The 24,573-nt window shown below is 36.2% G+C and carries 21 protein-coding genes; 9 read left to right on the top strand and 12 right to left on the bottom strand.

Annotated elements, in window-relative coordinates:
- The 3 genes from HCO57_RS02765 to HCO57_RS02755 all read right to left on the bottom strand — a co-directional run bounded on the left by HCO57_RS02765 (nucleotide 1) and on the right by HCO57_RS02755 (nucleotide 4,615).
- Nucleotides 1–1,260 carry an aminotransferase class I/II-fold pyridoxal phosphate-dependent enzyme gene (locus HCO57_RS02765; protein WP_136950024.1) on the bottom strand — a complete coding sequence of 420 codons (1,260 nt, stop codon included), beginning with the start codon at nucleotides 1,258–1,260 and terminating at the stop codon, nucleotides 1–3.
- 120 nt (nucleotides 1,261–1,380) lie between these two features.
- A complete protein-coding gene (locus HCO57_RS02760; protein WP_167987744.1) occupies nucleotides 1,381–2,421 on the bottom strand; it encodes a PLP-dependent cysteine synthase family protein in 1,041 nt (346 codons plus the stop codon).
- A gap of 61 nt (nucleotides 2,422–2,482) precedes the next feature.
- Nucleotides 2,483–4,615 carry a S9 family peptidase gene (locus tag HCO57_RS02755; RefSeq protein ID WP_167987743.1) on the bottom strand — a complete coding sequence of 711 codons (2,133 nt, stop codon included), beginning with the start codon at nucleotides 4,613–4,615 and terminating at the stop codon, nucleotides 2,483–2,485.
- Nucleotides 4,616–4,675: 60 nt separating this feature from the next.
- On the opposite strand from HCO57_RS02755, the gene HCO57_RS02750 reads away from it, so the two are divergent.
- Complete coding sequence (locus HCO57_RS02750; RefSeq protein ID WP_167987742.1) at nucleotides 4,676–5,002, top strand: YbaB/EbfC family nucleoid-associated protein; 327 nt, start codon at nucleotides 4,676–4,678, stop codon at nucleotides 5,000–5,002.
- A 17-nt stretch (nucleotides 5,003–5,019) separates the two neighbouring features.
- Complete coding sequence (locus HCO57_RS02745; protein WP_167987741.1) at nucleotides 5,020–5,472, top strand: thioredoxin family protein; 453 nt, start codon at nucleotides 5,020–5,022, stop codon at nucleotides 5,470–5,472.
- A 64-nt stretch (nucleotides 5,473–5,536) separates the two neighbouring features.
- On the opposite strand, the gene HCO57_RS02740 is transcribed toward HCO57_RS02745, so the two are convergent.
- The gene (locus tag HCO57_RS02740) at nucleotides 5,537–6,640 is read right to left on the bottom strand and encodes an OmpA family protein (RefSeq protein ID WP_136950029.1); all 1,104 of its coding nucleotides are present in this window, start codon (nucleotides 6,638–6,640) and stop codon (nucleotides 5,537–5,539) included.
- A gap of 189 nt (nucleotides 6,641–6,829) precedes the next feature.
- Here HCO57_RS02740 and HCO57_RS02735 point away from each other — a divergent pair, with 189 nt between their 5' ends.
- Nucleotides 6,830–7,132 (top strand): YegP family protein, encoded by a 303-nt coding sequence (locus HCO57_RS02735; protein ID WP_167987740.1) that lies wholly within the window; start codon nucleotides 6,830–6,832, stop codon nucleotides 7,130–7,132.
- Here HCO57_RS02735 and HCO57_RS02730 read toward each other — a convergent pair.
- A complete protein-coding gene (locus tag HCO57_RS02730) occupies nucleotides 7,129–8,151 on the bottom strand; it encodes a threonine aldolase family protein (protein ID WP_167987739.1) in 1,023 nt (340 codons plus the stop codon). The genes HCO57_RS02735 and HCO57_RS02730 overlap by 4 nt on opposite strands.
- Before the next feature lie 8 nt (nucleotides 8,152–8,159).
- Complete coding sequence (locus tag HCO57_RS02725) at nucleotides 8,160–10,565, bottom strand: zinc-dependent metalloprotease (protein WP_167987738.1); 2,406 nt, start codon at nucleotides 10,563–10,565, stop codon at nucleotides 8,160–8,162.
- 86 nt (nucleotides 10,566–10,651) lie between these two features.
- On the opposite strand from HCO57_RS02725, the gene prfB reads away from it, so the two are divergent.
- From prfB to HCO57_RS02710, 3 genes are all read left to right on the top strand, one after another.
- A protein-coding gene (prfB, locus tag HCO57_RS02720; RefSeq protein ID WP_167987737.1) for a peptide chain release factor 2 occupies nucleotides 10,652–11,753 on the top strand; the annotation gives its coding sequence in 2 pieces (ribosomal slippage) (nucleotides 10,652–10,714 and nucleotides 10,716–11,753; 1,101 coding nt in all).
- A 97-nt stretch (nucleotides 11,754–11,850) separates the two neighbouring features.
- Nucleotides 11,851–12,312: a hypothetical protein gene (locus HCO57_RS02715; protein WP_167987736.1), complete on the top strand. Its 462-nt coding sequence runs from the start codon at nucleotides 11,851–11,853 to the stop codon at nucleotides 12,310–12,312.
- Between the two features lies 1 nt (nucleotide 12,313).
- Nucleotides 12,314–14,794 (top strand): TonB-dependent receptor domain-containing protein, encoded by a 2,481-nt coding sequence (locus HCO57_RS02710; protein WP_167987735.1) that lies wholly within the window; start codon nucleotides 12,314–12,316, stop codon nucleotides 14,792–14,794.
- A 53-nt stretch (nucleotides 14,795–14,847) separates the two neighbouring features.
- Here the strand turns inward: HCO57_RS02710 and HCO57_RS02705 are convergent, their stop codons facing one another.
- Nucleotides 14,848–15,021 carry a hypothetical protein gene (locus HCO57_RS02705; RefSeq protein ID WP_167987734.1) on the bottom strand — a complete coding sequence of 58 codons (174 nt, stop codon included), beginning with the start codon at nucleotides 15,019–15,021 and terminating at the stop codon, nucleotides 14,848–14,850.
- A 140-nt stretch (nucleotides 15,022–15,161) separates the two neighbouring features.
- Here HCO57_RS02705 and fumC point away from each other — a divergent pair, with 140 nt between their 5' ends.
- A complete protein-coding gene (gene fumC, locus HCO57_RS02700; RefSeq protein WP_167987733.1) occupies nucleotides 15,162–16,559 on the top strand; it encodes a class II fumarate hydratase in 1,398 nt (465 codons plus the stop codon).
- A gap of 79 nt (nucleotides 16,560–16,638) precedes the next feature.
- Here the strand turns inward: fumC and HCO57_RS02695 are convergent, their stop codons facing one another.
- Complete coding sequence (locus HCO57_RS02695) at nucleotides 16,639–17,526, bottom strand: hypothetical protein (RefSeq protein WP_167987732.1); 888 nt, start codon at nucleotides 17,524–17,526, stop codon at nucleotides 16,639–16,641.
- A gap of 161 nt (nucleotides 17,527–17,687) precedes the next feature.
- On the opposite strand from HCO57_RS02695, the gene HCO57_RS02690 reads away from it, so the two are divergent.
- Nucleotides 17,688–18,491 (top strand): MBL fold metallo-hydrolase, encoded by an 804-nt coding sequence (locus HCO57_RS02690; RefSeq protein ID WP_167987731.1) that lies wholly within the window; start codon nucleotides 17,688–17,690, stop codon nucleotides 18,489–18,491.
- Between the two features lie 59 nt (nucleotides 18,492–18,550).
- On the opposite strand, the gene ettA is transcribed toward HCO57_RS02690, so the two are convergent.
- Genes ettA through HCO57_RS02675 form a run of 3 tightly spaced genes read right to left on the bottom strand, consistent with a single transcriptional unit; the run spans nucleotide 18,551 to nucleotide 21,481 of the window.
- Nucleotides 18,551–20,242 (bottom strand): energy-dependent translational throttle protein EttA, encoded by a 1,692-nt coding sequence (gene ettA, locus HCO57_RS02685; RefSeq protein WP_167987730.1) that lies wholly within the window; start codon nucleotides 20,240–20,242, stop codon nucleotides 18,551–18,553.
- 34 nt (nucleotides 20,243–20,276) lie between these two features.
- Entirely contained in the window at nucleotides 20,277–20,453 is a 177-nt protein-coding gene (locus tag HCO57_RS02680; protein ID WP_240729766.1) for a CAL67264 family membrane protein, read from the bottom strand.
- Nucleotides 20,454–20,503: 50 nt separating this feature from the next.
- Nucleotides 20,504–21,481 carry a Gfo/Idh/MocA family protein gene (locus HCO57_RS02675; protein ID WP_167987729.1) on the bottom strand — a complete coding sequence of 326 codons (978 nt, stop codon included), beginning with the start codon at nucleotides 21,479–21,481 and terminating at the stop codon, nucleotides 20,504–20,506.
- Nucleotides 21,482–21,557: 76 nt separating this feature from the next.
- Between HCO57_RS02675 and HCO57_RS02670 the strand changes: the two genes are divergently transcribed.
- The gene (locus HCO57_RS02670) at nucleotides 21,558–23,186 is read left to right on the top strand and encodes an acyl-CoA carboxylase subunit beta (protein WP_167987728.1); all 1,629 of its coding nucleotides are present in this window, start codon (nucleotides 21,558–21,560) and stop codon (nucleotides 23,184–23,186) included.
- A gap of 12 nt (nucleotides 23,187–23,198) precedes the next feature.
- Here the strand turns inward: HCO57_RS02670 and HCO57_RS02665 are convergent, their stop codons facing one another.
- Complete coding sequence (locus HCO57_RS02665) at nucleotides 23,199–24,545, bottom strand: M24 family metallopeptidase (RefSeq protein ID WP_167987727.1); 1,347 nt, start codon at nucleotides 24,543–24,545, stop codon at nucleotides 23,199–23,201.
- Nucleotides 24,546–24,573: the final 28 nt, after the last annotated feature.

The raw sequence follows: 24,573 nt of genomic DNA, 5'->3' as shown, positions 1-24,573 counted from the left end.
TTATTCGCCCATTGCAGCGGCTACAGCAGCTGATAAACGTTTGTAAGTACCATTTTCTAATCTATCTCTTATTGCAGAAAACGCATCTAAGGTTTCTTTAATATCTTCCATTGTATGGGTAGCCGTTGGGATTAAACGTAATAAAATTAATCCTTTAGGAATTACCGGATAAACTACAATGGAACAGAAGATACCATAATTTTCACGTAAATCCTTTACTAAGGCCATTGCCTCTGGAATACTACCATTAAGGTATACTGGTGTTACACAACTTTGAGTTGTGCCAATATCAAAACCTCTTTCCTTCAGACCACTTTGCAACGCATTTACGTTTTCCCAAAGCTTAGCTTTAAGTTCTGGCATTGTACGCAACATGTCCAAACGTTTTAAAGCCCCTTTTACAAACACCATAGGTAATGACTTAGCGAACATTTGAGAACGCATGTTGTACTTTAAGTATTCTATAATTCCTTTATCCGCAGCTACAAATGCACCAATACCAGCCATGGATTTAGCAAAAGTTGCTAAGTATACGTCTATATCGTCTTGTACACCTTGCTCTTCTCCCGCTCCAGCACCTGTTTTGCCTAAAGTACCAAAACCGTGGGCATCATCCACTAATAAACGAAACTTAAATTTCTTTTTTAACGCAGCAATTTCTTTTAATTTACCTTGCTCACCACGCATCCCGAAAACGCCTTCAGAAATAACCAAAATACCACCACCGGTTTCATTAGCCATTTTAGTAGCACGCTCCAAGTTTTTCTCTAAACTTTCTACATCGTTATGCATAAAGGTAAAACGCTTACCTACGTGTAAACGAACCCCATCTATAATACAAGCGTGGCAATCTACATCATAAACTATAATATCATCTTTAGAAACCAACGCGTCTATAACAGACATGAACCCTTGGTATCCAAAGTTTAATAAATAAGATGCTTCTTTATTTACAAAGGCGGCCAGTTCTTGTTCTAATTGCTCATGATAGTTAGTGTGACCACTCATCATTCTAGCCCCCATAGGGTAGGCAGTTCCATGCTCTAAAGCCGCATCAGAATCTACTTTCTTTATTTCAGGTAGATTGGCTAACCCTAAGTAATCATTAATACTCCAAGTAATTACATCCTTACCTCTAAACTTCATTCTATTAGAGATTGGACCTTCTAATTTTGGGAATACAAAATATCCTTCTGCTTGAGATGCCCATTTACCTAATGGACCTTTGTTTTCAATGATTCTATCAAAAATATCCCTCATCTACCTAAAATTGATTTTACTTGCAAAAATATGATTTTTATCTCACTGAGCAATTTGTTTTTACCAACAAAAAAGACAATGCAAAACACATTGTCTTTTAAGTTATTAGCGTAAAATTTGTTATTTAATATATTCTATTGCCTTTGGTTTTGGCATTTTATCACCTTCAAAAAATCCTTGATTTTCCATCCATTCATCACTATAAATTTTACTCATATAACGAGACCCATGATCTGGAAAAATAACAACAACCTTGCTTTGAGCATCAAATTCGCCTTCTAAGTGATACTGCATTAAAGCTTGCATCGCTGCACCACTAGTATACCCCACAAACATACCTTCTTCTGATGCAATTTTACGAGCCATATGTGCACTTTCTGCATCTGTAACTTTAATGTAGCGGTCTATAGCATTAAAATCTGTGGCAGAGGGAATCAAATTTTTACCTAAACCTTCTATACGGTACGGGTATACTTCATTATGGTCAAACTGCCCAGTTTCGTGATACTTTTTTAAAACAGAACCATAGGCGTCTACTGCCAATACTTTAATATTTGGGTTTTGTTCTTTTAAAAAGCGTGCCGTACCAGATATAGTACCACCAGTACCACTACATGCAACTAAATGCGTAATTTGACCTGCTGTTTGTTCCCAAATTTCTGGACCTGTAGATGCGTAGTGCGCTTCTATATTTAATGCATTAAAATATTGGTTAATATAGATAGAACCAGGGGTCTCCTTGTGTAATCGTTTAGCAACTTCATAATAAGACCTTGGATCATCTGCACTAACATGAGCTGGACAAACATAAACCTTTGCTCCCATAGCACGTAGCATATCTATCTTATCTGGAGAAGATTTTGAACTTACTGCCAAAATACACTCATAACCTTTTACCATACTTGCCATGGCTAGGCTAAAACCTGTATTACCAGAAGTAGTTTCTATTATGGTGCTCCCCCTTTTAAGAATTCCATTTTTTTCAGCTTGAGCAATAATATGAGCGGCAATCCTGTCCTTTGCAGAATGTCCTGGGTTAAATGCCTCTACCTTGGCAAAGAACTCACCAGCCATATCTGCTGTAAGCTTTTGTAACCTTATAAGTGGTGTATTACCTACTAAGTCTAAAATACTATCGTAGGCTTTAATTTGGTTTCTCATAGGGAAAACATTTAAAGGAAAGTCTTAAACTTACCAAGTGCAAAAATAGTATTTTTAATTTTTATCGGATTTTTCCTTCTAAATCTAATAAAAAAGCGTACTCCTTAGCGGTCTCTTTTAAGGCTTCAAAACGCCCAGAAGCACCACCATGACCAGCCTCCATATTAGTGTCTAAATAGAGTACGTTAGTATCCGTTTTTAAATCTCTTAGTTTAGCAACCCATTTTGCCGGCTCCCAATACTGCACCTGAGAATCATGCAAACCCGTACTTACGTACATATTAGGATAGGCTTTTGCGGTTACATTATCGTACGGAGAATAAGATTTCATGTAGGTGTAATAATCTTTGTCATTTGGATTACCCCACTCATCATATTCGCCCGTTGTTAAGGGTATAGAATCATCTAACATAGTAGTGATTACATCTACAAAGGGTACTTGTGCTACTACGCCGTGGTAAAGTTCTGGTGCCATGTTAACAATGGCTCCCATTAATAGTCCACCTGCTGACCCTCCCATAGCATACAAATGTTCTGTAGTTGTATAATTTTCTTCAATCAAAAACTTAGAACAATCAATAAAATCCGTAAATGTATTTTTCTTGGTGAACAATTTACCGTCTTCATACCAAGGTCTCCCCAAATACTCCCCACCTCTTATATGCGCTATTGCATAAATGAAACCACGGTCTAACAGACTTAATCTTGAAGTAGAAAAATAGGGATCTATGGTGGATCCATAAGAACCATAGGCATATTGTAAAAGAGGTGCAGTCCCATCTAAAGGGGTATCTTTATGATAAACCATAGAAATAGGCACCTTTTTACCATCTTGGGCTGTTGCCCAAACCCGTTTAGATTTGTAATTTTCTTTATGGAATTGCCCGCCAAGAACCTCCTGTTCTTTAAGAATGGTTTTTTCCTTAGAGTACATATCAAACTCTATGATTGCATAGGGCGATGTCATTGAACTGTAAACATATCTAAATTTAAGAGTATCAAAATCTAAATTGGTGGTAGGCCCAGCAACATACGTTTCAGAATCAAAAGGTAAATAATAGCTATCCGTACCATCCCATCTCACAATTTTCATTTTACTTAACCCCTGTTCTCTTTCTGTTAGCACATAGTAATCTTTAAAAATTTCTATGTCTTCTAGCAATACATCACTCCTGTGTGGAATAAACTCTTCCCAATCCGTAAAATGTGTTGCTCCTTCCTTAGCTTTCATTAACTTAAAGTTAGTTGCGCCATCCTTATTTGTAAGAATGTAGAAGTCATTTTTAAAATGGTAAATCGAGTACTCTAACCCTCTTTCTCTAGGAGAAAACACCTTAAAGTCAGCTTCTGGCTCAGTAACTTTAATAAATCTATATTCAGTAGTCATAGTACTAGAAGAACCAATTACAATGTAATCTCTAGACTTGGTTTTATAAACAAAAGTATTGTAGGTGTCATCATCCTCAGTATAAACCAAAACATCCGCGGTTACAGGTGTTCCTAATTTATGACGATATATCTTATCTGAACGCAGAGTTACTGGGTCTTTCTTTGTGTAGAAAACCGTTTTATTATCTGCTGCCCAAACTGCACTGCCAGTAGTGTTTTCTATTTTTTCTTCAAGTATTTCTCCGCTTTCTAAATCTTTAAATTGTAAGGTGTACTGTCTTCTAGATACCGTATCTACACCAAATGCAGCCTTTTTGTTATCTGGACTAACAGAAACACCTCTTAAATTAAAATAATCGTGCCCTTTAGCTAGTATATTACAATTAAATAGCACTTCTTCTTCGGCATCTAAAGTTCCCTTTTTTCTAGAATAAATAGGATATTCGCTCCCTACCTCGTATCGGGTTATATAATAATACCCATTTAGCTTATAGGGAACAGAAGCATCGTCTTCTTTAATACGCCCTTTCATTTCCTCAAAAAGTGTTTCTTGGAAATCCATGGTATGGGCAGTCATTTCGTTATAATAAGCATTCTCTGCTTCTAAATACGCTATTACCTCCGGGTTCTCACGGTCATTAAGCCAATAATAATTATCTACTCTAACATCTTCATGCATTACGAGTTCTTTGGCTATTTTCTTTGCTATAGGTGGTTTTGGCACGATTGTTTCTTTACTTTTAGTTTTACAAGAGCTTGCAAAAATAATATAGATTATACAGACAAGAATAATTTGTTTTGACATAGTTTTAAAGTATTGTGGCAGGGTAATTTACTAATTTTGACATTATAAAAATTTATAATCATGTTCGGAGATATTATGGGAATGATGGGTAAACTCAAAGAAACCCAACAAAAAGTAGAAGAGACAAAAAAAAGATTAGACACGGTTCTTTTAGATGAAGCGTCTACTGATGGATTGTTGAAAATTACAATTACAGCCAATAGAGAGCTCAAAAGCATTCAAGTAGCAGATGAATTATTAGCAGATAAAGAGCAACTAGAAGATTATTTGGTCTTAACACTTAATAAGGCAATTGCACGTGCTACAAAGGTTAATGAAACAGAATTGGCTGCAGTAGCAAAAGATGGCATGCCCAATATTCCTGGAATGGATTCGTTATTTAAGTAGAAACAAAATTGATTAAAATGAAGTTTGTAGCACTATTTTCCTTAGTTGTACTCTTATTTACCAATGGTGTAGCCGTAGAATCAAAAGATAGCTTAGATTGGAAAACCGATTATGAAAAAGCTCTAAAGGCTGCTAAAAAATCGAATAAAAATGTTTTGGTTTACTTTACTGGGAGTGACTGGTGTACACCCTGCATCCAACTAAAAAAGGATTTATTTGAAACTCGTGATTTTGCAGAGGTATCTAAGAATTATGTTTTGTTGTATGTGGACTATCCTAGAAACCGAGATTTATTAACCGCAGACGAATTTGAAAAAAATAAAAAGCTAATTAGCAAGTATAATAAGAAGGGTGTGTTTCCATTATTGGTAGCTTTATCACCTAAAGAGAAAGTTTTAGATGAATATTCTGGTTATAGTATGAATGGAGAAGTACAATACCATTTAGAATTTCTAAAGCGTAATAAATAAGATTTTACACAAAAGAAAAGCCCTCGGTTTCCCGAGGGCTTTTTTATTTTAAAACAACATTAAATTAGTTGTTAATTAATCTGAACTCTGTTCTTCTGTTAGCAGCGTGCTCTCTTTCTGTACAAGAAACGCCATCTGCACATCTGTTCTTTAATCTCTTTTCTCCGTAACCATTAGCTACTAATAAACTAGAGTTAACACCTTTAGAAATTAAGTAATCTGCAACAGCTTTTGCTCTTCTATCAGACAAATCTTGGTTAGAAGTTGCAGAACCTCTAGCATCTGTGTGAGAAGCAATTTCTAATTTAACTCCTGGGTTTTGAGACAAAACTGGCATTAATCTAGAATCTATAATTCTTTTAGCTTCTGCAGTTAAAGTAGCACTACCCAAGTTCCAGTTAATTGGTAAAGCTTGGTATTCTACCAAAGAACATTCAACCTCTTTCCAAGAAGTTAAACCACCTTTAGATTGTAATACTTCTTTAGTTACTGTTTTAGTTACCGCTGGAATAACCTCTTCTACCGTATAAGCATCCTTATCTAAAACCGTTTTAGTAATTGTAGTGTACTCTGCTGGAATCACTTCTTCTACAACTTTGGCTGGCTCTAACATAACTCTTTTTGTATAGCTAGCATTCTTAGCAGAACCACTAATTCTTTCAAAGCTTGCATCGTTAGATAATACCTGAGTACTTACCGTAGTAAACTCTGCAGGATATCCTTTATAACACCAATAACGGCAATCATCAGGGTTCCCAGAAGCACAATCAGGAGCAGGAGAACCTAGTTCCCATTGTGCGTAAGCCGGCTTAATCTCTACAGTTTCTGAACTAGGCGCAAAGCTTGCAGGAATAACTTTTAAAGAACTCCCAGCTTCCTTAGAAACATAAGAAACTGTTTCTGTACCCCATTTTGCTGGTACAACTACTAATTTCTTCCCTTCTTCTTTTACTAAAACACGTTCTGTAACTGTTTTGTAGGTTGCTGGTACTGTTTTTAGCACTTTATAAGCAGGCTTAACGGTTACTGTTACAGTCTCATTGGTATACACATCTGGTGTGGTACATCTTACGTAACATTTACCTGGCTCTGGATTTGCTGGTAAATCCTGTGCTTGAGCAAAAGCAACAACTGCAAAAAATGCAGCGAAAGACAAAACTTTTTTCATAATTTGTTAGTGTTTGTTAAATTAATTTTAAACTATTGAAATTTCGATTTGTAAGTAAGAAACCATTATCTTAAAAAAGTCACAATTTTTGATATATTTTTAACAAATGTAAGAAAAGTGTTACGAATAATTAAAATTTAAAAGCGATATAATCACTTGTTTTTCAAGAAGTTTAAATTATAAGGTACGATGATAGAAATCATAACTAAAAATGAAAGAAATTATCAATTTTGCGTTAAATCCCACTCAGGAGAAGTCCTTTTTACTAGTAAAATCTTTGATGATAAAAATGAAATACAACAAAATTTGAAAGAATTTAAACACAACACAAATGAACGTCAAATAGAACGTAAAACGATGCCAAACGGTAAATTTCAATTTAAATTTAAATCTACTCAAGGCAAAATTTTAGGAACGAGTAATCCATACCTGTCTGAAGCAGGCATGGAAAATGGAATTAAAAACTTTAAAGAAGCTTTACAAAAGGCCTAGATTGTTTTTAAAATGGCTAAAGTAATAGTATGCATTTCTGCCGTATAATCCATATGCGTAACCATACGTAATTTACCTTGCCCCATACCTATAATACTTATATTATTTTCTTTAAGCTTAGCCAAAAAATCTGCTTCTGACATAGTGTGGGTATCAATTTCAAAAATCACAATATTAGTCTCTACTGGCTCCACTTTTTTTACCACTTTTAAAGCGTTTAACGCTTTACCCAATTCTTTAGCTCGTTTATGGTCATCTGCAAGGCGTTCTATATGATTATCTATAGCGTAAATACCTGCAGCCGCTAAGAATCCTGCTTGGCGCATACCACCACCAAATATTTTACGGATACGCAGTGCTTTTTGCATTGCCTCCTCTGTACCCACTAATACAGAACCTACAGGACAACCCAATCCCTTACTTAAGCAAACACTAATGGTATCAAATAAAGCACCGTATTGTTCTGGAGTTTCCTTTTTTGCAACCAGGGCATTCCACAAACGAGCTCCATCTAAATGATATCCCAAATTATGCTTCTGAGTAACTGCTTTAATTCTTGTTAATTCTTCAAAGTCCCAACAAGCTCCACCTCCCTTATTAGTAGTATTCTCTATGGCAACCAAACGTGTTAATGGACTGTGGTAAAAATCTGGTGGATTGATTGCGGCTTCCACTTGTTCTGCAGTCATCATACCGCGATGGCCGTCTACCAATTTACAAGAGGCGCCGCTGTTAAAGCTCACACCGCCACCCTCATAATTAAAAATATGCGCATATTTATCACAAATAACTTGGTCTCCCGGTTGGGTGTGTATTTTAATTGCGGTTTGGTTAGCCATGGTTCCACTTGGAAAATACAAGGCTGCTTCCATTCCAAAAAGCTGTGCAACCTTAGCTTCTAAAGCGTTGATGGTAGGGTCATTTTTAAAAACATCATCTCCTACATCTGCATGGGTCATTGCATACATCATCTCAGCGGTAGGCTTAGTTACTGTATCACTGATTAAATTTATTTCCATAACTCGTATTAATTCATACAATCCATCCCTATAGGTGAACCATCAGGAATTTTAGGGGCATTAAATTCGTTTTTATAGGTATCTGGGTTAGCCATAAATTGGTCTATCTCATTAACTATTAGCTCATCCATTTTATTACTAGTTTTTCCAGATAATGTTTTCTTAAGCTCCCTAAGATTAGAAATGACTACTGCCTTAACTTGTGGATAGGTTTGCTCAGAAGCTCCCAATTTCATAATTGCCTTTAAAGTTGCATTATTGATTACAAACTGTACCTCTTGTAAATACCCATTCTTAACTTTTCTGGTAATCGTTTTAGCTACAAGCATGTTCAACACCTCTTCCAATCCAATTTGGTTCTCATCAATAGCTTTTTGCTGTACCAAACGATTGGCACGTTCTGGATGCAATAATAGCGAAAGACTCATGTCTGCTGCAGTTTCGGCAGCTCCGTAAGCATCAAAACCAACGCCATTTTTACTTTCAAAAGATTCCCTAGAACGGTTGTAACCTATACTTCGTGGACCAAATAAACCTAATTTTTCTGCTGGTATAGCCAATTCTTCTGCGCTCAAAGTTGTCAGTACAGCTGTAAGTGCTTTTTCTTGTTGTGTTTTGGCTACTGATTTAACCGATGCCTGATTATCGCCTTTCACTCTGTAACTGTAATCTACTCCTCCTACTTGTTTCACAGCAGCTTCGGTTTGGTATCTATGTAGAAAATAGAGCGGTACAAAAACATCTTCCAATATTGAGTATGGCTCTCCAGTTTTAATATTATCCTCCGAAAAATTTGAGATGGCTTTTTTTCTAACAGTCAGTAGTCTGCTTAACTCTTCTGGAATATCAGTACCATTATCCCACAAATGCGCATCTCCACTAGCACTACCTGTTGGTCTCGCATCTTGATCCGATAAATAGCGTAAGCCTTTATCTGTCGCATCTTCAAGAATTTTGTTTAGTGCAGCACCTTCGTCTGTTCCTTTAGGAAAATCACTATAAGAATAGGCTACGGTAACCTTGTCCCATTCCCCTATTCCTGTGGCATACGCATTACTAAAATCCATTTGACCATTTTTAAATTCTAAATACGGATGTGGATAATCCATGACCGATGCTCGGTTATTGGTACTCGCAGCAAAATTGTGTGCAAAACCCAACGTATGTCCAATTTCATGTGCGGATAACTGTCTTATACGCGCAATGGCCATTTGCAACATTGGCTCACTATTGGTGTCACTTTCTTTAAAGGGTTGATTCATTAGCGCTTGTGCGATTAAAAAGTCTTGGCGAATACGTAAACTACCCAAACTTACATGCCCTTTTATAATTTCTCCTGTACGTGGATCACGTACACTAGCGCCATAACTCCATCCTCTTGTAGAGCGGTGCACCCATTGTATCACATTATACCGAACATCCATAGGGTCAGCATCATCTGGCAACATTTTGACCTGAAATGCATTTTTGTATCCTATAGCTTCGAAAGCTTGGTTCCACCAACGCCCGCCTTCTAAAAGTGCAGAACGAACAGGTTCTGGCGTACCATTATCTAAGTAATAAATTATAGGCTCCACAGCTTCACTCATTGCTGCTTCTGGATTTTTCTTTTCTAACCTATGTCTAGGAATGTATCGTTTTACTAAAGATTCTTCCACAGGTGTAGCATAATCATAGAAAGTAAAAGGATAAGAACCACTTCTTGGGTCAAATTTTCTCAGCTCAAACCCAGGTTCTGGTAATTTTATAAAGGAATGGTGTTGTGCAACAGTTACCAAATCAGGATTCGGCGCAACAGAACGTATTAAGTTCCCTTTTGCCTTGCCTGCAAAGGTTAGTAGCACATCAAACTCAATATTTTCAGGAAAAGCTTTGGTTCTTTCTAATGCAAAAGCACTTTTGCTTTTATCTAGCTTATACGTGCCCTGTCCTCTATTTTGTAAACGGTCTGCAACTCCATGCGCATCTTGCATCAAAAAGTCAGTCACGTCTATTAAATAAGTTCCTTTAAGCTCTTCTATAATGGGAAACCCAAATAAAACCGATTTAGCAAAAGCTTGTTCTACAGACCTTTTTTCTAGAAGGTTTGAAGTATTGGCTCTGTACGTTAGATTGGGCTGTACTAATAATAACTTATTACCTGCTTTTTTAAAATGTACTACTTGTTCATTCCCCAATTGACCTCTATCCAATCCTATATCATTATGCCCTACACCACTACTTAGAGAGTAAACGTATAAGAAGTCTTGTTTCAGTTTTTCTACTGCAATGAAAACTTTGTCTTTTTCATCATCATAATAAAAATCAAAATAGCCGTTGAATTTTTGGTAATCTGCGGTTGTTTTAAAGCTTTGTGCGGCACTTACCTTACATAAAAGTACCGCTACTAAAAGTAAATGGAATGTTTTTTGCATGGAGTTAGTTATTTGGATTTCTAAAATTAGGCAAATTGTTGTACAGCCACAATGAAACGCTATTTTTGCGCTAAATAAATATAAGTATGATAACTACAGATCAGCAAAAAGATCTTATTGAGCGCCTTGGTGCGTTAAGGAGGTATCTTTGACATTGATGCCAAACTTATTGAAATAGAGAATGAGGAAGAAAAAACCTTAGAACCTACGTTTTGGGATAACCCACAAGAAGCTCAAAAACAAATGCAAGCTTTAAAATCCAAAAAAAAGTGGGTGGAAGAATACCGTGAGGGAGAAACCTTAGTAGGCGATTTAGAAGTATTGCTAGAATTTTTTCAAGCGGGTGAAGTTGATGCTAAAGAAGTAGAATCCAAGTTTGAGCAAAGCAAAGCTTTAATAGAAAAATTAGAGTTTAAAAATATGCTTTCTGATGAAGGTGATGAGCTTACAGCAGTACTGCAAATAACTGCTGGCGCCGGGGGTACAGAAAGTTGTGATTGGGCCAGCATGCTCATGCGTATGTATATGATGTGGGCAGAGAAAAATGGCTATAAAGTAAAAGAACTCAATTATCAAGAAGGTGATGTCGCGGGTATTAAAACGGTAACCCTAGAAATAGAAGGCGAATTTGCCTTTGGATGGTTAAAAGGAGAAAACGGTGTACATAGACTCGTACGTATATCTCCGTTTGATAGTAATGCAAAAAGGCATACATCTTTTGCTAGCGTATATGTATATCCTTTAGTAGATGATACTATAGAGATAGAAGTTAACCCATCAGAAATTGAAATTACTACAGCACGTTCTAGTGGCGCTGGGGGGCAAAATGTAAACAAAGTAGAAACTAAAGTACAATTAGTACACAAACCTACTGGCATACAAATATCTTGTTCTGATTCTAGATCGCAGCATGATAATAGAGCTACTGCAATGAAAATGCTTAAGTCTCAGTTGTATGAAATTGAATTGAGGAAAAAACAAGAAGCAAGAGAAGAAATTGAATCTTCTAAAATGAAGATTGAATGGGGCTCCCAAATTCGGAATTATGTAATGCATCCTTATAAGTTGGTAAAAGATGTAAGAACTAGTGAAGAGACTGGTAATGTGGATGCTGTGATGAATGGTGATATAGATGCGTTTTTAAAATCGTACCTTATGATGATGGGGCAAAAAGAAAATGATGCCTAGTTAACAAAACCTTAAAGAACTCCTAGGGCTTTACCAATTAACAAAGCTTTAGTAAATGTAACATAACACGAACGTTAAATTTGAAAATTCCGTACAAATGAAAACGCTTATAAGAAAGACTTTACTACTTTTTTTAATGGCCGTTGGCTTCCAAAGCTACGCTCAATATGGCTATGGTAATAGATATGGTTCTGGTTATGGCGGTAGAAGCAGTATTCCGCAAGCAAAAACCCCAGAAAAAGAACCAGAGAAATTGACCGCGGAACAAGTGGTAGACCAACAAATGCCCCAGATTAAAGAGACTATGGGTTTAGACCCTTTTGAGGAGGCAGTGGTAAGAACATCTTTTGTAAAAGCAGTTCAAAAACGTATGGAACTCCAAATTTTGAAACTAGAACCTCAAAAAATGAGGGAAGAATTTGAAAAAATTCAAAAGGAGCAAGATGAGGAATTAAAAGCGGCTTTACCCCAAGAAAAATACGAGGTGTATTTAAGTATGAGGGAAAATCCGTCCAAAACCAAACGAAAACAACGCAAAAAAAAGAAAACCAAAACCTAGTATGAAGAAACTGTTCCTATCGCTTTTTATTTTAAGCAGTTTATTGACCCAAGCCCAAAGACCAACCAACAAATCCATAACCTTAACAGGAACAGTAATAGATAAAGATTCTGGCCAACCGCTAGAATTTGCCACTATTGTAGTACAATCCGTAGAAAATCCAAATTCAGTAACAGGTGGTATTACAGACTTAGATGGTAAGTTTAATGTAGCTATAGACCCCGGTAATTACCATATTAAGTTCGAATATATTTCGTACAAATCCGTAACACTTAACAACCAAAACATAACTAGTTCCAAAGACTTTGGTAAAATTGGACTTACGCTAGATGTAAATCAGTTAGAAGCTGTAGAAGTTGTCGGTGAAAAAACTACTGTAGAAGTAAGATTAGATAAGAAAATCTATAACGTAGGTAAAGACTTAACTAATAGTGGTGCTACTATAACAGATGCACTAAACAACATCCCCTCTGTAGATGTAGATGTAGAAGGCGCAATAAGTTTACGGGGTAATGAAAATGTGCGTATTTTAATTAATGGTAAACCATCTGCATTGGCTGGTTTCGGTTCTAGTGAGGCGCTACAACAATTACCTGCAGATGCCATAGAAAAGGTAGAAGTTATTACCAGTCCTTCTGCCCGTTATGATGCAGAAGGAACTGCCGGAATTTTAAACATTGTTCTTAAAAGAGAAAAAACATTGGGTTTTAACGGCTCTGCAAATGTGTTTATTGGGCATCCTACCAATTCTGGAGCTACCATAAACGGAAATCTTAGAACAGATAAATTAAACATTTTTAGCACATTGGGATACCGTTACAGAGATGCTCCTGGTAATGCTTTTTATGATAACACCTACACTTCTGGTAGTTTTGACCGTATTATAGAAGACCGAGAATACAATAGACTTAATAAAAATTTTAATGCCAATTTAGGTGCGGAATATTTTATAAACGACAAATCTTCTTTAACCACCGCCCTATTCTATCGCCGGTCTGATGGTAACGACCTCACAGAAAATACCAATCAACGATTTAATTTGGGTGCAAAGGAAAACGAAACTTTTAGAGAAGAAGATGAAGAAGAAGAGAGCGACACCTACCAAGTCTCTATAAATTACGTAAACAAGTTTAATGAAGACGGTCATAAGTTAACTGCAGACTTTCAATATTCTAGAGACAACCAAACTACTGTTTCAAGAATAGAAGAGAATGAAACCTTACCTAACGATGCCCTGATTGCTTTAGAAAATGTATTAGAAGAAGAGACCGAAAACGAGTATCTAATACAGGCAGATTATGTTTTACCCATGGGAGACGCACAATTTGAGGCTGGATTTAGAAGCACTTTAAAACAAGAAATAACCGATTATCAATTGGATTCATTAGACCAAGCTAGAAATCAGTTTGTTATTAATGAAAACCTTACGAACGAATTTACGTATGATGAAAATGTACACGCAGTCTATACGCAATATGGGGATAAGTTTGGTAAATTTTCTGTTTTAGCCGGTTTACGTTTAGAACATACCCAGCTTAAAGGGCAAGTAGATACAGAATTTGACCCAGAGGCACTAGAACAGGAATTAGGTGTAGATGTAGATGTTAATTTTGACAAGAAGTATCTGGGACTTTTCCCTACACTTAATTTAGTTTATGAAATTACAGATACAGAAAATGTATCCATAGGTTACAATCGTAGAATTAATAGACCACGAGGATGGTTCATAAACCCATTCCCATCAAGGTCTAGTAGAACCAATATTTTTCAAGGAAATCCAGATTTGGACCCTGCTTATTCCAATGCTTTTGATGTTGGTTATTTGAAACGATGGAAAAAAGTAACCTTAACAACATCTGTGTATTACCAAAGAGAAACTAATTCTTTTGAACGTGTACAAGAATCCACAGGGCAAACCACTACAGATGGTATTGAAATTGTACGGTCTATACCTATTAATTTATCTACAAACAACCGTTATGGTGCAGAAGCATCTGTAATGCTTAATCCTGCTAAGTGGATACGACTTACAAGCAGCGTTAACTTTTTTAGATTTGCTACAGAAGGTAGCTTTAATGGAGTAGATTATGGTGCAGAAAATAATAGTTTCTTTACCCGTTTAGGTTCTAAGGTTAATTTACCAGCTAAAATTAGTTGGCAAACCAATGCCTTCTATTTTGGACCAAGACAAAACGCACAAACGGAAACCGAAGGCATTTTCTCTTTGAATATGGCATTTAGTAAAGACATCTTTAAAGATAATGCCACGGTAAGTTTAAATGTGAGTGATTTACTAAATAGTAGAAAGCGTAGGTCTTTTACAGAAACGGAATTTTTTACTTCTAACAGTGAATTCCAATGGAGAAGAAGGCAAGTAACCCTTTCTTTCCTATACAGATTCAATCAATCTAAAAATGACCGCAATAATAGACAGAATAACAGAGGAGGTGATGGCGATGGAGAGTTTGAAATGGAAGGTTAATCCATTTTTAAAAAGATAAAAAAATAAAAAAGGAGCGATAAACGCTCCTTTTTTTATGCTTTTGATTTAGCTTTTTTAGCCTCTCTTTTCTCTTTCCAGATTTCAAGAAGGTTACCACCTAACCAATATGGTATTACGAAAGTCAATAAGAAAATCATTAACCAAAAACCGATTGTTAAAATGGTCAAAAACGCTAAAAATCCTAAATATTGGTCAAACTCTACCATGAATATCAATTTGAACACAAAAATACCTATAAAAATTCAAAAATTACAAATGCCTTTTAAAATTTATGTGAACTAACAAAAATCAGTTAAAAATAAAGTCCCTAACCGTTACCTTTGTTAACAAACAAAGAATTATCATAATGGAATACAGAATAGAGAAAGACACCATGGGAGAAGTGAAGGTACCCGCAGACAAGTACTGGGGTGCCCAAACAGAGCGTTCTCGAAATAATTTTAAAATAGGCGCTGTTGCTTCTATGCCTTTAGAAGTTGTTTATGGTTTTGCTTATCTTAAAAAAGCTGCCGCTTACACCAATTGCGAATTAGGAGTGTTAGACCAGTCTAAAAGAGATTTGATTGCTCAAGTTTGCGATGAAATTCTAGCAGGACAGCACGATGACCAATTTCCTTTAGTGGTATGGCAAACAGGTTCTGGAACCCAGAGCAATATGAATGTTAATGAGGTAGTAGCGAATAGAGCTCATGAAATTGCCGGTAAAAAAATTGGTGAGGGCGATAAAACCATTCAACCTAATGATGATGTAAACAAATCTCAGTCTTCCAATGACACTTTCCCTACGGGAATGCATATTGCTGCCTACAAAAAGATTGTAGAAACTACCATCCCTGGGGTACAGCAATTGCGGGACACTTTACACAAAAAAGCAACTGAGTTTAAGGATGTAGTAAAAATTGGTAGAACCCATTTAATGGATGCTACTCCCCTAACCTTGGGTCAGGAATTTTCTGGTTACGTTTCTCAATTAGACCATGGATTAAAGGCGCTCAAAAACACGCTGCCACATTTAGCAGAATTAGCATTGGGCGGTACTGCTGTGGGGACTGGGTTAAATACTCCTAAAGGATATGATGTATTAGTAGCAAAATATATAGCAGAGTTCACTGGGCTTCCTTTTGTTACCGCAGAAAATAAATTTGAAGCTTTGGCGGCACATGATGCCATTGTAGAAAGTCATGGTGCGTTAAAACAGTTAGCTGTAAGTTTGAATAAAATTGCAAACGATATCCGTTTAATGGCATCTGGTCCACGTTCTGGTATTGGAGAAATTATAATCCCGGCTAATGAACCAGGGAGTTCTATTATGCCTGGTAAAGTTAACCCTACACAATGTGAGGCTTTAACTATGGTTTGCGCTCAGGTAATGGGGAATGATGTAGCCATTGCGGTTGGTGGCACTCAAGGACATTATGAACTTAATGTTTTTAAACCATTAATGGCTGCCAATATTTTACAATCTGCACAACTTATTGGTGATGCGTGTGTAAGTTTTGAAGAAAATTGTGCATCAGGTATTGAACCTAACCATACCACAATTAAAAAATTACTAAATAATTCTTTAATGCTTGTCACTGCTTTGAATACTAAAATTGGATATTACAAGGCTGCTGAAATAGCAAATACTGCACACGAAAATGGTACTACTTTAAAGGAAGAAGCTATTAATTTAGGTTATGTCACAGCAGAAGAATATGATGCTTGGGTAAAACCAGAAGATATGGTTGGTAGCCTAAAGTAACATTATAACATAGTCAAAAATAAAAAGGGCATCGAAAATCGATGCCCTTTTTTAGTTAAGTAATAGTGGATAGTGCTGTTTATTTTAACTCAAACTTAGAAGTTCCTAACAGTTTTAAACCATCATCATACACATTCACCATATAATTTCCTTTTTGGAAATCGCCCGCTGGCTTATTTATATAATCACATACATCTAAAGAACCATTCTCATAGTAAAAACTAGTCCCTTTACTGTATGTAATACTTGCTCCATTGTCATTGCTTTTAGTAAAGCTTTCTCCTAAAACATTGCCTTGTGGGTCCAATACTTCTATATAGAACTCACGGTCACCTGCTTGTGCAATAGCATTATCGGCAACTGTAAAACATACTTTAAATTTATCCGTAGCTCTTGCTCTAGACGTAGAAACTAATTTACCGCTGCTTCTTTCTTTTACTGCATCTACCTTAAATGTAGACAAGTTTAATGCAGAACCTCTTTCTACAGCGTCTGCTAATTGCGTATTCTGTACTACCAAAGAATCATTAAAAACGGTTTGTTTCTCTAGTTCTGAATACGTACTATCCCTTTGCATTGCTAATAAGGAGTTGCTTTGTGTTAAGCTATCTACCTGCTTTAAAAGTTGTTCTCTCTCTGCCTTTAATACACTAACCTGTCTTCTGTATCTAGACAAGGTAGATATATCTGCTTTCATGGCCTTTACAGAATCAATATACTTAGCAATATTATCACGTGCAGCAATTAACTCCTCATTAGTTGCATTACTTTCTAAAATTGCCTTATCGTATTCAGATTTAAGGCTATTTAAATCCTCAACTACCATATCTTTCTCCTGTGTTAATGCAGTGGTAGTTTTTTGTTTGTCTTGGTATAAGCTTACGGTATAAATAAGTGTTGCTACTAAGATAACACCCAATAGACCTGCTATTACCTTTAAACTGTTGTTGCTTTTTGTTTCACTCATAATCTTAAGTTTTAAAACGCTTTAAACAAATATACATTTGTTAGTGTCTTGTGTATATACGTTGCGGTTTAACATTTAGATCTTTTAATACATTAAAAACGTTAATTTATTTTTTAATAGTTAATATATTAGAAAAGAAAAAACAAAAACAAAGGACTATTATGAATTGTAAATCAAGTTTTTACCTCATATTCATGGTGATGTTTTTTTTATCCTGCGGCGATAAAAAAAATGAAAAAAAAGTAGCAGAAAATAAGAATTCTGCCATGACTGAAACTAAAATCATAGAAGAATCGGAAGCAATTAACATAATTCCCATAGAACATGCCAGTATGATTTTAGAGAAAAATGGTGTCGTTATTTATGTTGACCCGGTTGGGGGTAACGCCAAATATGATGACCAAACCGCTGCTACAATAATATTGGTAACAGATATACATGGTGACCATTTAAATATAGAAACCTTAGAAGGCGTGGTAAAAAAACAGACGCAACTATTAGTCCCAATGGCTGTAGCTGCTCAATTACCCGAAGCATTGAAAAACAAAGCAACGATAATTAATAACGATGAAACCAAAACGTTACTAGAAAATGTATTGGTAGAGGCAATACCAATGTATAACTTAAGAGAAGAAGCGCTAAAATTTCATGAAAAAGGAAGAGGTAATGGCTACGTAATAAATTGGGATAATGAGCGAATCTATATTTCTGGAGATACTGAAGACATTCCTGAAATGCGAGCTTTAAAAAATATAGATAAAGCATTTGTTTGTATGAATTTGCCCTATACAATGACAGTAGAGAGCGCCGCATCTGCTGTATTAGATTTTAAACCTAAACTAGTGTATCCTTATCATTATCGTGGCCCGAAAGGTTTAAGTGATATAGAGCATTTTAAAAATATTGTCAATAAGGGTGATGAAGCTATAGAGGTAACATTTTTAGATTGGTATCCCAAACCATAAAAAAAAAGAAAGCCAGCAGTTTTGCTGGCTTTCTTTGTTAAAATATAAGTCACTACAACCTAGCGAACTAATTTTTTGTATTTGATGCGCTTTGGCATTAAATCGCCTCCCAAACGTTTCTTTTTATTTTCTTCATAATCAGAGAAAGATCCTTCAAAGAAATAAACCTGAGAATCTCCCTCAAAAGCCAAGATATGCGTACAAATTCTATCTAAAAACCATCTGTCGTGAGATATAATTACCGCACAGCCCGCAAAATTTTCTAAACCCTCTTCTAAGGCACGTAGCGTATTTACATCCAAATCATTCGTCGGCTCATCTAATAACAAAACGTTACCTTCTTCTTTTAAGGTCATTGCTAAATGTAAACGGTTACGTTCCCCTCCAGAAAGCATATTTACCTTTTTATTCTGCTCGCTACCAGAGAAATTAAAACGACTTAAATAAGCTCTTGAGTTAACCTGTTTACCCCCCATCATTACTAATTCTTGACTATCACTAAAGTTTTCCCAAATTGTTTTTTCTGGGTCTATGTTACTGTGATTTTGGTCTACGTAGGCAATTTTAGCAGTTTCACCTACTACAAACTCTCCTTTATCTGGAGTTTCTTCACCCATTATCATTCTAAAAATGGTGGTTTTACCTGCACCGTTAGGACCAATAATCCCCACTATACCTGCTTGTGGTAGGTTAAAGTTCAATTCTTCGTATAGTAATTTATCCCCATAGGCTTTACTTACGCCTTTAGCTTCAATTACGTTAGTACCTAATCTTGGGCCGTTAGGTATATATATTTCTAGTTTCTCTTCTAACTGTTTCTGGTCTTGACTTGCTAGTTTGTCGTAATTTTTTAAACGTGCTTTCTGCTTAGCTTGTCTACCTTTAGCCCCCTGTCTAACCCAATCTAACTCTCGCTCTAGAGTTTTTTGACGTTTGGAAGCTTGTTTACTTTCTTGTGCTAAACGTTTTGCCTTTTGGTCTAACCATCCAGAGTAATTTCCTTTCCACGGAATCCCTTCACCTTTATCTAACTCTAAAATCCAGCCTGCAACATTATCTAAGAAATAACGGTCGTGCGTTACGGCTATAACCGTTCCTTTGTATTGGGCTAAGTGATGCTCTAACCAGTGTACAGACTCTGCATCCAAGTGGTTAGTCGGCTCATCTAATAACAAAACATCTGGCTCCTTAAGTAATAATCTACATAATGCAACTCTTCTTTTTTCCCCTCCAGACAAAACACCTATTTTTTTATCGGCGTCTGGCGTACGAAGAGCATCCATAGCAATCTCTAATTTAGTATCTAATTCCCACGCATTACTGGCATCTATTTGATCTTGTAATTTAGCTTGCTGATCCATTAGCTTTTGCATCTTATCTGCATCTTCATAAACTTCTGGAAGCCCAAACATGTCGTTAATCTTATTGTATTCATCTAGAATAGCAACCGTTTCTGCCACACCCTCTTTAACCACCTCTAAGACTGTTTTATCCTCGTCTAATTGTGGCTCTTGCTCCAAATAACCAACCGTGTACCCGGGAGAAAAAACAACATCTCCTTGAAAATTTTTATCAACCCCAGCAATAATTTTTAACAAGGTAGATTTACCAGAGCCATTAAGACCTAAAATGCCAATTTTGGCACCATAAAAGAAACTCAGGTAAATATTTTTTAAGACCGGCGTATTTGCATTTTTATAGGTCTTTGTGACCCCGGACATGGAAAAAATTACTTTTTTATCGTCTGACATGTTTGTATGCTGATTAATTTATAACTACTTATTGCTACACTCTTCCTTTTAAAGCATTGAAAACCCATGCTACTGCAAAAAAACCGATTCCTACGGCAGCAAAACCATATCCTGCTACTTCATCATACTTAAAAACTCCAAGGGCTATCATCCCTAGACCTACTACAATCATTATTATGGTGGCTATCGCCAACACTTTATTCTTATCCATCATTATTTTAATTCTTTAAAAAGTCGACAAATATCCGAATTTATGATATTTTACTCAAAAGGAAATTTAACCCCAATGATTTTTCTTATTTTATCTAATAGTTCTAACAAATCTTCTGTATTTGTTAAACTCCATTGTGTACTTTCTAATTTACCTGCCCTTAAGCACTGATGCACCTCTATAATTTCGTGTACGTAGCCTAATCCCTTTAGGGGTAATTTAAAAGTTTCTTTGTTTTTATCAAGCTCCATAAAATATCCTTCTGCTTTATGCCAGGACGGCAACAAGCCAATACAGCCTTTAGGACCAACGACTTTTGCACTTGCTTGTAAATCTGATGAAAAGCCGGAATGTAAAACTGCTTGCGCGTCTGGGTAATCAAAAATTATGGATACCTGTTTCTCTGCTCCCGTTTTATAAAAATTGGCCGTAGCAATTATTTTAGAAGGTTTTCCTAATAATAAATAGGCAAAAAATACCGGATATAGCCCAATATCTAATAACGAGCCCCCCGCTAAATTAGGATTTAAAAGGCGTTTATTATCCCCCCTATCCAAAGCATAAAAAGTAAAATCTGCATTTACGTAACTAGGTTTGCCAATTATATTATCCTTTACTAGGCTATGCAATTTATTTAAGGATGGGTTAAAACGTGTCCATAGGGCTTCCATTAAAAATCGGTTGTTTTCACGAGCTACTTTACGCATCGTTTTAAATTCGCTCATATTTACCGCTATTGGTTTTTCACATAGCACATGTTTACCCGCTTGCATTGCCTTAATACTTAGTTCGGCATGTAAATTATGAGGTGTTGCGATGTAAACTACAAAAACATCGGGGTCGTTAAACAATTCGTCATAGGAGCCATAACTAGTTTTTACATCGTACTTACTAGCAAAATTTTGAGCGCGTTCTTTACTAGTAGAAGCAACTGCAACCAAAGTTGCGTCTGGAACTAAACTTAAATCGTTCGCAAATTTATTCGCAATATTTCCAAGGCCTATTATACCCCATTTAATTTTCTCCATGTTTAGTATTTATAGACTTAAAGTTACTCAATAATCCTCCTTATCTTTACGAAGCTTATAAAAGATTTAGCACTGAATGGATATTAACTTTAACAAAAACGAGGATTACAATAAGCTTTTACTATCTGACCTAAGACGCAAATTAGCTAAGGTAAAATTAGGTGGTGGTCAAAAACGAATTGAAAAACATAAAGCAAAAGGTAAATTAACTGCAAGAGAACGTATAGATTATCTATTAGATGATGATGAGCAGGCTATAGAAATCGGCGCATTTGCAGGGGATGGTATGTACGCTGAACATGGTGGTTGTCCTTCTGGTGGTGTCGTAGTTAAAATTGGCCATGTACAAGGCAAACAGTGTATTATTGTCGCCAATGATGCTACGGTAAAAGCTGGGGCGTGGTTTCCTATTACAGGGAAAAAGAATTTAAGAGCACAAGAAATAGCTATAGAGAATAGATTACCAATAATATATCTAGTAGATAGTGCTGGTGTTTATTTACCCATGCAAGACGAAATTTTCCCAGACAAGGAGCATTTTGGACGTATATTTAGGAACAACGCTGTCATGAGCAGTAAGGGTATTGTACAAATAGCGGCTGTTATGGGGAGTTGTGTGGCAGGTGGTGCCTACTTACCTATTATGAGTGATGAAGCACTAATTGTAGATAAAACTGCAAGTATTTTTTTAGCGGGTAGTTATTTGGTAAAAGCAGCAATTGGGGAATCTATAGATAACGAAACCTTAGGTGGAGCAACCACACATTGTGAAATAAGTGGGGTTACCGACTATAAAGCAAAGGATGATAAAGATGCTTTAGACAAAATAAAAAAACTAATGGATAAAATTGGGGATTTTGACAAAGCAGGCTTTAATAGAAAAGAAGCAAAACTACCTAAAGAAAATCCAGAGGATATTTTTGGTATACTTCCAAAATCCAGAGGAGACCAATACAACATGCTAGATATTATCCACCGGTTAGTAGATAATTCTGAGTTTGAACAATACAAAGAAGATTACGGTAAAACCTTACTAACAGGCTATGCAAGAATTGATGGTTGGGCCGTTGGTATTATTGCTAATCAGCGTAAAGTGGTAAAAACCGGCAAAGGAGAAATGCAATTTGGAGGCGTAATTTATTCCGATTCCGCAGATAAAGCCACACGATTTATTGCTAATTGCAACCAAAAGAAAATTCCGTTGGTCTTTTTACAAGATGTTACGGGTTTTATGGTTGGCAGTAAAAGTGAGCATGGCGGCATCATTAAAGATGGTGCTAAAATGGTAAATGCAGTTAGTAATTCTGTAGTGCCAAAATTTACCATAGTTATTGGCAATAGTTATGGTGCAGGTAATTATGCCATGTGCGGTAAAGCATACGACCCTAGATTAATAGCTGCATGGCCCAGTGCAGAACTTGCAGTTATGAGTGGTAACTCGGCTGCAAAAGTACTCTTGCAGATAGAAAAAGCCTCTTTAGAAAAACAAGGAGAGACTTTTGATGCTGACAAAGAAAAAGCGTTGTATGATAAAATTAAGGCACGTTATGATAATCAAATTTCTCCCTATTATGCTGCCGCAAGAATATGGACGGATGCGGTAATAAACCCTTTAGATACTCGTAAATGGATTTCTACAGGGATTGAAGCAGCTAATCATGCGCCAATAGAAAATCAATTTAATATGGGGGTGCTACAAGTGTAGCACCCTTTTATATTAATTACCCTGATGTGTTTTAACTCTTGGTATAAGTAATAATTCTGTTTGTCTACCATTAACGTATCTATGGCCATTTTCTCCATAAAAACCAGCTTCCTCTAGCATTATACGAATATCTCTATTCCATTCTGGAATAGTTACCGTTGTATTTAACTCTATAGCGTAAACTGTATTAGTGTTAAGCGGATAATTTTCTCCATCATCTTTAAATACCCCTCCTTGAGAATCCCACATGCCTATAGTGGTACCCGCGGAGTGTCCGTAGCTACCCAGTGGATGGGTGTAAATGGCAGGCCTTAATCCTGCAGCTTTAGCATCTGCTAGAGATTTAGAAAGAATTTCATTCCCTGTTCTACCCTTTACCATGTTGCTAGTCAAAAAATCTTGTACTCTATTTCCATCCTTTAAAGCATCTACCAAAAATTTGGGAGCCACTCTTTCATTTGGTTTAAGGACGTAGGCTAATTCCTGACAATCCGTATTTAGACGCAAGTAGGTAATACCAAAATCGCAATGCACCAAATCACCAGGCATTATTACACTATCTTCTGGTTTACCCGAAAAAGAGTAAAACTTAGTATCAGAATTTTCACTACTACGTTGCACATCTACCGTTGGGTGAAACCATGTTTCTAATCCCATATCAGTAACTTTTTGTCGCATCCACCAAACAACGTCTGCAGTAGTTGTATAACCAGGAGTTATTACTTTTTCTGAAAAAGCTTCCGCAATAATATCATGAGTTACATCTACCAGTTGGTTGTAAATAACCATTTCGCGCTCGGTTCTAGTTTCTATCCAACGCACAGCTAATTGTTCTGCAGAACTTATTTTAGAGTGATATTTTTTAGGTAACGCTGCTAGTAATTCATCATAATCAGTTTTAACCAATCCATCTGCAATATTATGGTCGGTAGAATAATTTAGAGCAATAGTTTTAGGATTACGTTCTTCTATAAGCTCTACCAAGCGTTGCCATTGGTTAGGCTGCTTTTCTTTATCCCATGCAGACTCAATGCTTTTACCTATGTTGTACCGTGCAACAGCCAATTTTTCGATAGAATTTTTAGCCTTGTCTCTATAAAAAAGTAATATGGTTCTTCTTCTAGCATTGAGCCATGTTGCGGGCAGCATAGTTTTTATTACAGGGTCTTCATTGTACTCCCTAGAAATAACCAGCCACATGTCTATATTGGTTTGGTCCATTAATTTTGGTAAGAGCACATTAAAGCGTTCTTCTAAAATTTCATCCAATAGCTCTGCGCGTTCACGTTCTGGTAGTATTTGTTGCCCTATTACAATAATAGGTACAACTAAAAGCAATGCAAATAGTTTGATTTTCATATGTAAAAGTTGGTTTTAGCGAAAGATA

Origin of the sequence: Croceivirga sp. JEA036 (assembly GCF_011882165.1) — a bacterium.
In the GTDB taxonomy this organism is placed as follows: domain Bacteria; phylum Bacteroidota; class Bacteroidia; order Flavobacteriales; family Flavobacteriaceae; genus Croceivirga.
Note: the sequence above shows the minus strand (reverse complement) of the source record. Positions and strands in the feature narration are given on the sequence as shown.